Here is a 13,643-nt window from a genome sequence, read left to right on the forward strand (position 1 = left end):
AAATGAAATATAAAAAGACACCCACTTTTACTTATGTAAAAAGTAGGTTGTCACAGCATTTGTTTGAGCACATTTTATATACAAATGATGTTTAGTTCTTTTTTACTATTTGAATTTAAGTATTAGTTATTAATTCTAGCTAAAATAAAATTCAAAACGTAGACATTTACGATTTATAAAAATAGAGAAATAAAAGAAGTGATTGTATAGTTTTAGAATTTAGCAAAACAAAGCTTGGCTATTAGCTATTGAGCTTCTTCGTTTTCTTTGCATGTGTATTGCATGAGCTGTAATTGCTTGCTCTTTACCAGCTGCATTTTTAAATGAACGTGTAAATGAGGTCGTGAGTGAAAGCCAGTTGCTAGCACTTATATTTAACCTTTCTATAATTGGGGCCGCTTCATCAAGTATTTTACCTGGTTTATTATTTCGTATAGAGCGGCCAGTCCAATCAACGAGTTGCAGGTATGTTTTTAGGTCAAATGGCAGACCTTTAGGTGTACGTTTATGTTGCTCACCAGCAAAGCGCATGAGTGCTTTCGGTTGCTTACCTGTTTCAGATGATTGAATTCGCATTTTAATACTTGTGTAGTCGGACTTTTCTGGTAAATCAGCTGCTTTGGCTCTAATCGGGTTTAAGTCAACATAAGCAAGACAAGCAGCAAGCGCAGCTTCATCTAGCAAAGCTTGTGATTTGAAACGGCCTTCCCAAAATCGCCCTTTGCAGCCATCTTCTTTGTTGGCCTTTCGAGCAATACCTTCATTAAGAACTCGCATAAACCAACTAATACTACTTAGCCTTTCTCGATAAATATTAATTCGAGCATTTAAAGCTGCGAGCTCCGCCTGTGTAAGTAATTCACCACTTAAATACCGTTGACATAAAAAAGAGCTTTTAAACAACTTGTGCCATCTTATAAGAATAGCTTTATTATTTAATCGCTTAGATTTTTTTAAATTAACATGGAGTACCAAATGAGTATGATTGCTCATAACAGCATAAGCACAAATATCAATACAAAATATATTGCCAAGCTGAAGTAATTTCGTTTCAACCCAATCGCGCCGGTGCTCATAAGAGCGACCAGTAAGTGGGTCTTTTCCACATAAATAAGCGCGGCGAACGCAACGTGAAATACAGTGGTAATAAGGTGTGTTTGAAAGGCTAATTAAGTTCTTCCGTGGTGTTGCCATGCTCTTCTCCTCCATGAGTTGAACATTTTAAGTTTAGTCATAATTTTGAGAAGTGAGAAATATTAAGTTGGGTGTCTTTTTTAAATTTATTCTTTAGAAATAGAGTTGAGTTTCCTCTTTAGAATTAAAATGGGTGTCTAAATATCTTTTCATAACATGGGAGTCCTAATAAATTTAAAAAGCTCAGGCGTTGCTGAGCTTGGCTGAAATTAGGTTGTATTTTGCAAGCAAATGATTACGAAAAAGCTTTTTCGCTGAGGAGTTCTTGCATTTGTTCGCGCATTTTGAATTTTTGTAGTTTACCAGTCACTGTCATTGGGTATTCTTCAACAAAGCGAATGTATTTTGGTACTTTGAAATAGGCAAGTTTGTCTTTTAAAAATTCGCGAATGGCATTTTCATCAAGCACTGCATCATCTTTGGGTTGTATCCAAGCGCAGACTTCTTCACCATATTTTTCATCGCTAATACCAAAAATTGCTGCATCTTGAATGCCGGGGTAGGTATACAGAACCTCTTCAATTTCTCTTGGGTATATGTTTTCGCCACCGCGGATAATCATGTCTTTGATACGACCAACTATTGCAACAAATCCATCTTTATCCATTACACCTAGATCACCAGAATGTAACCAGCCTTCTTTATCGATAGTTGCGTTAGTTTTTTCTTCGTCGTTCCAATAACAACGCATAATGCCTGCGCCACGGCTACATACTTCACCGGGTATACCTACTTTTTGTACGTCGCCTAATTCGTCGATGATTTTAACTTCAGTATGTGCTAATGCACGGCCTACCGTGGTCACTTGTTTTTCTAGCGGTGAATCGGTTTCTGTAACATTATTGATAGGGCTACATTCAGTTTGACCATAGCCAATTACCACTTCTGTCATATGCATCAAAGTATGAACTTTACGCATTACTTGTTCAGGACACGTAGAACCGGCCATAACACCTGTACGTAGGCTAGATAAATCGTAGTTTGCGAATTCTTTGAGTTCTAACTCGGCAATAAACATAGTCGGTACACCATGTAAACCAGTGCAACGTTCTTTTTCAACCACTTCAAGGGTTGTTTTAGGATCAAATGAATCACCAGGAAAAACCGCGGTGGCACCTTTACTTATACATACTAAATTACCAAGCACCATACCAAAGCAATGATAAAGGGGCACAGGTATACAAAGTTTATCCATATGAGTAAGTTTCATCGCTTGTGCCATTAAAAAACCATTATTCAAGATGTTTTTATGCGATAAAGTAGCTCCTTTTGGATTACCTGTGGTACCAGAAGTAAATTGAATATTGATATCTTGGTCACAATGCAAAGTGGCAGCAATTGCATCAAGCTCTAGCTTATGGGCATCTGTAGCGCGTTGCATAATATCGCTAAAACTAAACATCCCAGGTGCTGGCTCGTTACCAATTCGAATTATGTTTTTTAAATGTGGTAGAGCGCTTAAATTTAATTCACCAGGTTCTGAATTACTAAGCTCAGGCGCTAGTTCATTGAGCATGCTAATATAATTACTCGCTTTAAACTCACTTGCTGTGATAAGTGTTGAACATTCAACACTGTTCAGAGCGTATTTTAACTCGTTTGGTCGGTATGCAGGGTTAATACATACCATTATTGCCCCAATCTTGGCTGTGGCAAATTGGGTTAAGCACCATTCAATATTATTAGGTGACCAAATGCCTACACGGTCACCAGGTTTAACACCGATAGCTAACAACCCCATGGCAAGCTGATTAATCTGATGTTGATATTGTTTATAAGTTAAACGGATCTGTTGATGATGAACCACTATAGCGGGGTGTTCTGGATAATTGTCGACAATATCATCAAGATACTGCCCGATTGTTTTATCTATCAAAGGACTGTCTGTGCAACCTTTATAATAACTATGAGAAAGTGGAAGCGCATTACTTTGTGTGTTCTTTGTCTGCATTGTTATCTCCGTGTCCGGTTAATTTGTTGTCGTGGACTTGATGCAAAAGAATTGAAAAACATTGTGGGTGATTTTCAAAACATGCGTACCTAATTAACTAAACATAGATTGTCGACAAATGAAAGCTATATAAGACTAATGTACAGAGGGATTTTGAGATTACAGAAAAGTAAATGGAATCGTGGGTATAAAAAACGTGCCGAAGCACGTTTTATTGTTAGGTTATTGTTCGTCTTGCTTATATGTCTTACGCATTAGGTATACATAGGCACTGATAAAGGCATTTTCCTGGAACTTCTTAAGGCCTGTATCTTCGAAATCGATAGGTAAGGGGTTACGTTTTAGCTGCTCTTTAATTGTCGTTGCAGAAAAAATCTGTACATCCAATTCGTCAATCAGCTGAATAGCTGTTTCCATTTTAAAGCCTTTCGCGCTTCCGGCGAACTTACCTTTTGGCTGACGCTCTTTAATCGCAACAGAGTCAATTTGATAATCTTGCATTAGCTTTCTAAAATCAAACTGAAATTTACGCATAACCTCAGTGTCATTACCATTTGCTAAAGTAAAGCGTGTTTGTCTGATGTCACGGATATCAAATACATCATTGTCTTTGGTTAAAATACAAAGTAGTACGTCACTACCTGTGATTTCTACACCGCATGTTCTCATGGTCATTCTCTAAATAACTTAATTTGCGCAATTATAGCAAGTAACGTTATGAAAAACAGTTGCTTTAAAAATGAATTTTTATAGCAATAATACTGTGGTCACTGACACTGATATCTTCGATTAATTGTGTCGGTGAAATATGTTTGTCATAACTTTCATAGTCGAGCGTTTTAACCTTAGAAACTTGGCAATCAGGGTTAAAATGCGCTGAGGCGAGAATGTAATCAAGCACATTACCTTTCCCTTGGTAATAATGGCTGAAGGGTTTTGATTTATTCTCATTAAAACAGCGGCTAAACTCAAAGCTGTCTGTTAAACCAACAACGGGTTCGTTATGTTCTATGCAGGGTTCACAACGAGTTGGGTGAAAACCTTGAGTCATAAATGACAATGTCGGACTGGTAAGTACATCATTAAAATCACCCATAACTAATGTTGCACACTGTTTTTCTCGCTGGGTTTTAAGGGCGTCATAATAAACAATCGATGCTTCTAGTGATCGTGAAATTTGTGATTGCATGGTGCCAACTGTCTGGTGTAGCAACTGCAAAAGTGGATCTTCAAGGTTATGTATATTAAGTATGTGCGCCATTGACTGCACTCGTTGTGATTTAAAATGAACCACATAAAAGCAAACTTCACCAAATTCAGGAAGGTCAATTAAACACTTAATAGGTGTGCGATTAAATTTGAACTCGTTTTGATTATTTAAATACTCAAGTAATTCGGGGCAAGGTGCTAGTGCTTCAACTGATTTAAATGGGTATTTACTTGCAATTGCAACCACAGGGTTGAACAATACTTGCGGGTACAACGCATCATGAGATGGGTTATCGACTGTTTTAAAGTAGTCATAGCCAGCTTCTTTACATTGAACTTCTAAGGCATGTTGACTAAACACTTCTTGAAATGCCACCACATCCGGGCTTGATTCACTCAAAAAATTAGCAACAAACAATTGTTTTTGTTGCCACTGAGTTTTGTTATACCGCTCATGCAATTGATAAAACGAGTAGGGGGGCGCGGTATAATTTAATAAGTTAAACGTTGCAAACTTGAAAGAACGCGAGTTTGACATCTTGATTACCTTAAAAGTATTAACTCATTAAGTATGAAATGAGTTAACTAATTGTCAATTTAGTCTTCTAATTACTTGTATTTGAGTACGTGAGCGGCGACAATGGTCGCTTGTATTTGCGAAGACTCAGTAAATACGAGCTTAATTAGCAATGCTTATTCGTAAAAGCGTTGCAGAGTTACATAAAATTAATTTTAAAATATTACATGTGATGCATTGTAGGCATCACCACTGTATTAAGGATGTATAATGCCAGTTATTACCCTCCCTGACGGCAGTCAGCGTAGTTTTGAAAACCCAGTAAGCACATATGACGTAGCAAGCGATATCGGTCCCGGACTTGCCAAAGCAACCATTGCAGGTCGAGTTAATGGTAGCCGTGTTGATGCATGTGACTTAATCACCGACGATGCGCGATTAGAAATTATCACAGCAAAAGATGATGATGGTTTAGAGATCATCCGTCACTCGTGTGCGCACCTTATTGGTCATGCGGTTAAGCAGCTTTTCCCTGAAGCAAAAATGGCAATCGGTCCGACCATCGATAATGGTTTTTATTACGATATCGATATGGAACATTCTTTAAGCCAAGATGATTTAGATGCTATCGAAAAGCGTATGCTTGAGCTTGCAAAAACAAACTACGACGTTGTTAAAAAGACCGTAAGCTGGCAAGAAGCACGCGATACTTTTGAAGCGCGTGGTGAAACATATAAGATGGAAATTTTAGACGAGAACATTGCAAAAGATGACCGTCCGGGTTTATACCATCACGAAGAATACATCGACATGTGTCGTGGTCCACACGTACCAAATATGAAATTCTGCCAACACTTTAAAATTATGAAAGTGGCAGGTGCTTATTGGCGTGGTGATTCAGAAAACAAAATGCTGCAACGTATCTACGGCACAGCATGGGCAGATAAAAAGCAACTTAAAGCATATTTAAAACGCTTAGAAGAAGCTGAAAAGCGTGACCACCGTCGTATTGGTAAAGCACTTGATTTATGGCACTGGCAAGAAGAAGCTCCAGGTATGGTGTTTTGGCACAATGATGGCTGGAGTATTTACCGTGAACTAGAAGACTTCGTTCGTGAAAAGCTACGTGAGTACGATTACGAAGAAGTAAAAGGCCCGTTAATGATGGACCGTGGTTTATGGGAAAAATCAGGTCATTGGGACAAATACGCAGATGCGATGTTCACAACTGAATCTGAAAAGCGTGAGTATGCAATCAAACCTATGAACTGCCCAGGTCACGTACAAATCTTTAATCAAGGTTTAAAATCATACCGTGATTTACCATTACGTATGGCTGAGTTTGGTTGTTGTCACCGTAACGAACCATCAGGAGCACTTCACGGCTTAATGCGTGTGCGAGGATTTACACAAGATGATGCGCATATCTTCTGTACAGAAGAGCAAATCATGGATGAAGTTTCTGCATGTATTAAAATGGTTTATGACACATACGAAACGTTTGGCTTTGAGAAGATTGTTGTAAAACTTTCTACTCGTCCAGAAAAGCGTATCGGTGAAGACGAAATGTGGGATAAAGCAGAGCTTGCGCTTGCTGAAGCACTTAAAGCAAACGACATTGAGTTTGATTACCTACCAGGTGAAGGTGCATTCTACGGTCCTAAGATTGAGTTTACACTTTATGACTGTTTAGATCGTGCTTGGCAATGTGGTACAGTGCAGCTAGACTTTGCATTACCGGGTCGTTTAGGTGCAACTTATGTTGCAGAAAACAATGAACGTCGTACACCTGTAATGATCCACCGTGCTATTTTAGGTTCAATTGAGCGTTTCATCGGTATTTTAACTGAAGAATATGCTGGATTGTTCCCAACATGGCTTGCTCCTAAGCAAGTAGTGATCATGAATATCACGGATAAACAAGCTGATTATGTGCAAGAAATTGTACAAAAATTAAATAAACTTGGAATTAGAGCCGCTGCTGACTTGAGAAATGAGAAGATTGGCTTTAAAATCCGTGAACATACGTTAAAGCGTATTCCTTACTTACTTGTTGTTGGCGATAAAGAAGTTGAACAGCAAGAGGTGGCAGTACGTACTCGCACAGGTGAAGACCTAGGCAAATTTAGTGTTGATGATTTTATCGCTAAAGTAAGCGAAGAAATTAAAAATCGACAATAAATCATGAGCGTGTAGGGCATAACAAACAGCCAACTACACGCTTTTTATTTTATATTCTTGGAGGATCGTACCATTAGAGGCGGCAAGAAAGGGCAACAAACAGCTCAAAAAAATCGTATCAACGAAGATATTACAGCTAAAGAAGTTCGTTTAATTGGCATTGACGGTGAACAAGCTGGCATCGTGTCATTAAAAGAAGCACAAGCTATGGCTGATGATGCGGGTGTAGATCTTGTAGAAATCAGTCCTAATGCTGAGCCACCTGTTTGTAAGGTTATGGACTACGGTAAGTTCATCTTTGAAAAAAGCAAAGAACTAAAAGAACAAAAGAAAAAGCAAAAGCAGATCCAGGTTAAAGAAATCAAATTCCGTCCGGGTACGGATGAAGGTGATTACCAGGTTAAGCTTCGCAACTTACGCAAGTTCTTAGAAGCGGGTGACAAAGCTAAAATTACTATCCGTTTCCGTGGTCGTGAAATGGCTCACCAAGAAATTGGTATTGAATTATTAAACCGTGTTAAAGCTGATTTGGAAGATGTTGCACAAGTAGAGTCTTTCCCAAATCGTGTTGAAGGTCGCCAGATGGTTATGATGATGGCGCCTGTTGCTAAAAAGCAATAAACGCGGTATATTACGCACCGATTTTATTTCAGGTCTGCAAGTAACAGTTTTCTGTTCACCTGAAATAACCGGTTTAAGTAAGGTTGCACTGCTTTTGTAGTGAACCTTCACCGGACTATGGCAGTAAGTTAGGCCTTTAAAGAAGAGCTATTTTATATCTCTCGCCTGCTTGCTAATGTTTAAGCAATACATTTGGAGTTATTGCAATGGCTTATAAGCTAAAAACTCACAGAGGCGCTGCTAAGCGTTTCAAGAAAACTGCTTCTGGCGGTTTCAAGCGTAAACAAGCGCATCTTCGTCACATTCTGACTAAGAAAACTTCTAAGCGTAAATTACACTTACGTCCTAAGATGATGGTTCATAAGAATGACCATGGTCTAGTTTCACGTATGTTACCATTCGCTTAATAGGAGTCTTCAGAAATGGCAAGAGTTAAACGCGGTGTTATCGCACGTGCACGTCACAAAAAAGTTTTAAAGCAAGCTAAAGGTTACTACGGAGCACGTTCACGTGTTTACCGCGTAGCTTTCCAGGCAGTTACTAAAGCGGGTCAATACGCTTACCGTGACCGTCGTGCTAAGAAACGTACTTTCCGTCAACTTTGGATTGCACGTATCAATGCAGCTGCTCGTCAAAACGGTCTTTCATACAGCCGTTTTATCAATGGTCTTAAAAAGACTTCTGTAGAAATCGATCGTAAGATTCTTGCAGATATCGCTGTTTATGACCAAGTTGCATTCGCAGCGCTTGTTGCAAAAGCAAAAGAAGGCCTAGCGGCTTAATTTCGCTTTTCATAAAGTTTAAAAAGGAGCCTAGTGCTCCTTTTTTTGATCTTATTCCAATCCGCTTAATTAAGTAGTCTATTTTGAGGCAATAAAACCTCGTTGATAACAAGGCGAAAATTTCGTTATTTAGTTGTTCTAAATGAGAAATTTTTAACGCAGTTAGCGACAGGTTTAATCCCTCAAAATGATTAAGTATTATTGCGGGTTGGTATTAAATAATATTCATAAGTAACATCGATTCTGCATAGCGTATGTCGTTTGCTCCATTTTTTTGTTGAATCACCGCAGTTTACGCAATCCCTTCAGATTAGTTGTTATAATTTCCACAAAGAATAAGTACCGCACTTGAGAGTGATATGTTTGCGAGTTTAGTGTTTTTATCTGCTGCAGTAACTTTAGACAGCCACTTACCCCCATTGTTACCATGGCAAGGTGACAGTGTGTCTTTGATGCAAGAAAAAGGGCCATTGACCACAGATTTTGAATTAAGTGAAGGCACTTTATCACCAAATTATGCTGACACTATGGCATTTGTTGATCGCCTTGTTGCAGCAAATCCAACACAGTTCAAAGTCACGACTATTGCAAAGAGTAGCTCTGACCGTGCGGTCAAGATGTTAGTGGCGAATGAGCAAGGCTTATTTGATGCGAAACAACTCGTAGCAGATACAAAACCAACCATTTTGATTCAAGCAGGTATTCACAGCGGTGAAATTGATGGCAAAGATGCCATGTTTATGCTTTTACGCGATATTGCGACAGGTAAACGCCGCGATATTTTGAGCAAAGTAAATATTCTGTTTATCCCTATTTTAAACGTTGACGGTCATGAACGTAGAAGCAAATATAACCGTATAAATCAGCGTGGTCCTATAGAAATGGGTTTTCGGACAAATGCTCTAAATTTAAACTTGAATCGAGATTACACAAAGCTTGATACGCCAGAAGTACGTGGCGTGATGAAAGCAATTAATCAATTTAAACCCGATTTATATGTGGATATCCATGTAACCGACGGCGCTGATTATCAATATGATGTGACCTACGGTTACAACCCCGTTTTTTCCAGTGAGTCACCAAGCGTTTCTGAAGCGTTAGATAACCTTTTTAAACCAGTAATAGACGCAAAGCTTGAAAAAGCAGGCCATATTCCAGGTCCGCTAGTTTTCGTTATGGATAAGCGTGAGTTTAAAAAAGGCTTAGCTGGTTGGGTCGCTACTCCGCGTTTTTCAAATGGCTGGGGGGATTTACGTTCACTGCCAACCATCTTAGTTGAAAATCATTCATTAAAACCCTACAAGCAACGTGTTTTAGGTACCTATGTTTTTATTGACGGTACGATTGATGCTTTAGCTGCAAACGATAAAGCGCTTAATGAAGCTGTTAAAAAAGAGCTTGATTTTAAGCCAACGCAATTAGTCGTTGAGCGTGGTTATGCGAAAGAGCCAGATACTATCGAATTTAAAGGTATCGCTTATTCAAGAACAGAAAGTGCATTGTCAGGGCAGCCTGAAGTTAAATATTTAGGTGAAGCTAAAAACTATGACGCATTACCAATTTTTTGGCAAAAAGACGTTAAAAAGACCGTTAATGTTCCTACAGCGTTTTATATTCCGCCTGCATACAGTCAATTGGTTGCAAAGCTTAAACTTCATGGTATCGACGTAACGACACTGAATGAAGCTATTTCTGAACCATTAACGCAAGCAAGCGTTGCTGATTATTCATTTGCAAAAACGCCTTTTGAAGGACGTTTTCGCGTAGAGGCAACATTTGATTACAATACAGTTGAAAATATCGATATAACAGGCTGGTATAAAGTCTCAACGGATCAGTCCTATTCTGAACTGGCAACGCACTTGTTACATCCTGAAGCGCCTGATTCATTTTTTGCGTGGGGTGAGTTCAATACTATTTTTCAGCGTACCGAGTATGTGGAAAATTACGCTTTAATGCCGTATGCACGACAAATGTTAAAAGATAAGCCAGCACTAGCTTTAGAGTTTGACAAAAAAATTCGTGAAGATAAAAACTTTGCAAAAGATGCAGATGCTCGTTTGCATTGGCTTTATGAGCGTACACCATTTTATGATCAAGGCTATTTAAAATATCCAATTTTAATGACGTTTGAGCAGTTACAAAAAGGACAATAACATGAAAGTCATAACTGTTCCTGTCACTGGTTTTGCCCAAAACTGTCGAATTATTATTTGTAAGCAGACAAATAAAGCAGCTTTAGTTGACCCAGGTGGTGATGCAGAAAAGCTACAAGCTGAACTTTCAGCTTTAAATTGTCAATTAGAGGCAATTTATTTAACACATGGTCACTTAGACCATGTGGGTGCTGCAAAGCAACTCGCAGAGCACTTCAGTGTTGATATCATTGGCCCACATTTAGATGATAAATTTTGGTTTGATGCCTTACCCATGCAAGCACAAATGTTTGGTTTTACGGCGATTTCGCCATTTTATCCAACGAAGTGGCTAAATCATGGTGATACAATCACAGTGGGTGAACTTGAATTATCAGTACGCCATTGCCCAGGGCATACGCCTGGTCATGTTGTTTTTTATCACCAAGGTTCAGAACAAGTGATAGTGGGTGATGTGATTTTCCAAGGCTCTGTTGGTCGTACTGATTTTCCGAAAGGGGATAGTGCGCAATTAATCGAATCAATTAATTCTGAGATCTTATCATTCTCAGATGAGGTTGCTATTTTGCCAGGCCACGGTCCGAATACCACCGTAGGGCATGAGCGAAAAACAAATCCATTTATTAGTGGACGTTTTGGTTAATGCCAACTCGTAATATTTGCTAAGTACTTTATTAAATGGGTTGGTATAAAATTGCAATTTTTTTGCATAAATAGTAGAAAATAGGCAGACTGATTTTTAAATCAGTTATATAATTTAACCAGTATTTTTACAGAAAAAGAAATAAAATGTCTCTGAACCAAGTAGATCGCCAAATTTTGGCATTATTACAGCAGGATGCTAGCTTATCTACGGCAGAAATTGCCGATAAAGTTGGTTTATCTCAATCTCCATGTTGGCGTCGTATTGCTAAGCTTGAGCAAGATGGCTATATCAAAGGTAAAGTTGCTTTGCTTGACGAGAAAAAGCTTGGCTTTGATATGTTGGTTTACGCCCATGTTCGTTTATCTAACCACGGTAGAACAAATCTAGCTGAATTTGAGCGTTTAATTATGAGCTATGATGAAGTAACTGAGTGCTACAGCATGGCAGGTACTATGGACTTTATGCTTCGAATTATTTCTAAAGGCATAGAGGGTTACGAGCAGTTCGTACGTGATAACTTATTAAACCTTGAATTTGTACAAGAGGTTCACTCGAACGTAACAATGACTTGTGTTAAGCGTAGTACGTCTCTACCTCTTTAGTCTTTTTCTACTACGTTTTATTTTTTCGAAAACGGTTAGTGCTTTTAGGCACTAGCCGTTTTGTTGTTAATAATTGTTAACTTTTGCAGATTTTGCTAGAATTCTGCGCCTTGCCGAAATGCATTCACTATAAAGAGGATCTTAATGTTTAACTTACTCAGCAAAGCGCCAAGCTCTGCTAAAAACGATATTCTATCAGGCCTGACAGTTGCGTTGGCGTTAGTACCAGAAGCGGTTGCGTTTGCTTTTGTTGCTAATGTAGAACCATTAGTTGGTTTATATGCCGCATTTATTGTTGGCTTAATTACGGCTATTTTTGGTGGTCGTCCAGGTATGATTTCTGGTGCTACCGGTGCACTAGCCGTTGTAATGGTAAGTTTAGTATTAGATCATGGCGTAGAGTATTTATTTGCAACCGTCTTATTGATGGGAATACTGCAAGTGCTCGCGGGTATTTTTAAGCTTGGAAAGTTTATTCGAATGGTCCCGCATCCAGTAATGCTGGGCTTTGTAAACGGTCTTGCTATTGTGATTTTCTTAGCCCAACTAGGTCAATTTAAAGTACCCGATGGTATGGGTGGTCAACAGTGGATGGAAGGGCAAGCACTATATATTATGCTTGGTTTAGTAGCGTTAACTATGACTATCATTCACTTCTTGCCTAAGTTAACCACTGCAGTTCCTTCATCGTTAGCTGCGATTGTAACCGTGACCGCGATTGTGATTGGCTTTGATTTAGAAGCACGTACAGTTCTTGATTTCTTAAAAGGGATGACTGGCAACGAGCAAGCTACTATTGCCGGAGGTTTACCTGAGTTCCATATTCCTATGGTGCCATTTAACCTTGAAACATTAAAAATTATCTTCCCTTATGCGTTAGTTTTAGCGGCAATTGGTTTAATTGAGTCATTATTAACATTAACTTTGATTGATGAAATTACTGAAACTCGTGGCCACAGTAATAAAGAGTGTATTGGTCAAGGTGCAGCAAATATTACCTGTGGTTTCTTCGGAGCGATGGGTGGCTGTGCGATGATTGGTCAATCTATGATCAATATTAATTCGGGTGGTCGCTCACGTTTATCTGGCATTAGTGCAGCATTAATACTGCTAGCATTCATCATTTTTGCAGCCAGTTTAATTGAAATGATCCCACTTGCTGCGCTTGTTGGTGTTATGTTTATGGTTGTTTTAGGTACTTTCGAGTGGGCAAGCTTCAAAATGATGAAGCGTGTGCCTAAGTCTGATGCCTTTGTGATTGTACTTGTATCAGGTGTAACCGTAGTAACAGACCTTGCAATTGCAGTATGTGTGGGTGTCATTGTATCGGCTTTAGTATTTGCCTGGCAGCATGCGAAACACATTTACACGAGTAACTACATCGATGAACAAGGCTCTAAAGTGTATGAGCTTCATGGTCCATTATTCTTTGGCTCGGTTAAGAACTTTGCTGAGTTATTTGATGTTAAAAATGACCCTGATGATGTGATCATTGAATTCAAACACAGCCGTGTAGCTGATCACAGTGCAATTGAAGCAATTGATAGTCTTGCTGATAAATACGCTAAAGCAGGCAAACAATTACACTTGCGTCACTTAAGCCCAGACTGTATTCAGTTATTACATAAAGCACGTGACTTAGTTGAAGTTAATGTAATTGAAGATCCAAACTATAAAGTTGCTTCAGATAAATTAGCTTAAAAATAAAGCGTTTAAAAAGCGAAGGCTCACAAGGTCTTCGCTTTTTTAATGTCTGAATAATGCGGTAAGGCTATAAAAAATTA

Annotated in this window: 12 protein-coding genes; 8 read left to right on the forward strand and 4 right to left on the reverse strand. The window is 38.8% G+C overall.

What is annotated here, in order from left to right; translation table 11 throughout:
• Positions 1-219: 219 nt before the first annotated feature.
• The 4 genes from J3455_RS11175 to J3455_RS11190 all read right to left on the reverse strand — a co-directional run bounded on the left by J3455_RS11175 (position 220) and on the right by J3455_RS11190 (position 4,892).
• Entirely contained in the window at positions 220-1,194 is a 975-nt protein-coding gene (locus J3455_RS11175; RefSeq protein ID WP_349561736.1) for a transposase, read from the reverse strand.
• Between the two features lie 235 nt (positions 1,195-1,429).
• Positions 1,430-3,145: an AMP-binding protein gene (locus J3455_RS11180; protein WP_349561737.1), complete on the reverse strand. Its 1,716-nt coding sequence runs from the start codon at positions 3,143-3,145 to the stop codon at positions 1,430-1,432.
• A 222-nt stretch (positions 3,146-3,367) separates the two neighbouring features.
• Positions 3,368-3,814 (reverse strand): DUF3010 family protein, encoded by a 447-nt coding sequence (locus J3455_RS11185; protein WP_130052294.1) that lies wholly within the window; start codon positions 3,812-3,814, stop codon positions 3,368-3,370.
• Between the two features lie 64 nt (positions 3,815-3,878).
• Positions 3,879-4,892, reverse strand: a complete 1,014-nt coding sequence (locus J3455_RS11190) for an endonuclease/exonuclease/phosphatase family protein (protein ID WP_239978120.1) — start codon at positions 4,890-4,892, stop codon at positions 3,879-3,881.
• A 249-nt stretch (positions 4,893-5,141) separates the two neighbouring features.
• Between J3455_RS11190 and thrS the strand changes: the two genes are divergently transcribed.
• From thrS to J3455_RS11230, 8 genes are all read left to right on the forward strand, one after another.
• Positions 5,142-7,052 (forward strand): threonine--tRNA ligase, encoded by a 1,911-nt coding sequence (thrS, locus tag J3455_RS11195; RefSeq protein WP_130051571.1) that lies wholly within the window; start codon positions 5,142-5,144, stop codon positions 7,050-7,052.
• A gap of 57 nt (positions 7,053-7,109) precedes the next feature.
• Complete coding sequence (gene infC, locus J3455_RS11200) at positions 7,110-7,673, forward strand: translation initiation factor IF-3 (protein ID WP_130051570.1); 564 nt, start codon at positions 7,110-7,112, stop codon at positions 7,671-7,673.
• Between the two features lie 206 nt (positions 7,674-7,879).
• Positions 7,880-8,080, forward strand: coding sequence for a 50S ribosomal protein L35 (gene rpmI, locus J3455_RS11205; protein WP_054554888.1), 201 nt, complete (start codon positions 7,880-7,882; stop codon positions 8,078-8,080).
• 15 nt (positions 8,081-8,095) lie between these two features.
• The gene (gene rplT, locus J3455_RS11210) at positions 8,096-8,455 is read left to right on the forward strand and encodes a 50S ribosomal protein L20 (protein WP_036968189.1); all 360 of its coding nucleotides are present in this window, start codon (positions 8,096-8,098) and stop codon (positions 8,453-8,455) included.
• Positions 8,456-8,814: 359 nt separating this feature from the next.
• Complete coding sequence (locus J3455_RS11215; RefSeq protein ID WP_130051569.1) at positions 8,815-10,611, forward strand: M14 family metallopeptidase; 1,797 nt, start codon at positions 8,815-8,817, stop codon at positions 10,609-10,611.
• A 1-nt stretch (position 10,612) separates the two neighbouring features.
• Entirely contained in the window at positions 10,613-11,254 is a 642-nt protein-coding gene (locus J3455_RS11220; protein ID WP_349561738.1) for an MBL fold metallo-hydrolase, read from the forward strand.
• A 146-nt stretch (positions 11,255-11,400) separates the two neighbouring features.
• The gene (locus tag J3455_RS11225) at positions 11,401-11,859 is read left to right on the forward strand and encodes an Lrp/AsnC family transcriptional regulator (protein ID WP_036968198.1); all 459 of its coding nucleotides are present in this window, start codon (positions 11,401-11,403) and stop codon (positions 11,857-11,859) included.
• 144 nt (positions 11,860-12,003) lie between these two features.
• Positions 12,004-13,560 (forward strand): SulP family inorganic anion transporter, encoded by a 1,557-nt coding sequence (locus J3455_RS11230; RefSeq protein WP_349561739.1) that lies wholly within the window; start codon positions 12,004-12,006, stop codon positions 13,558-13,560.
• Positions 13,561-13,643 lie beyond the last annotated feature (83 nt).

It is taken from the genome of Pseudoalteromonas sp. NFXS39 (genome assembly GCF_040148775.1).
Taxonomy (GTDB): Bacteria; Pseudomonadota; Gammaproteobacteria; order Enterobacterales; family Alteromonadaceae; genus Pseudoalteromonas; species Pseudoalteromonas apostichopi.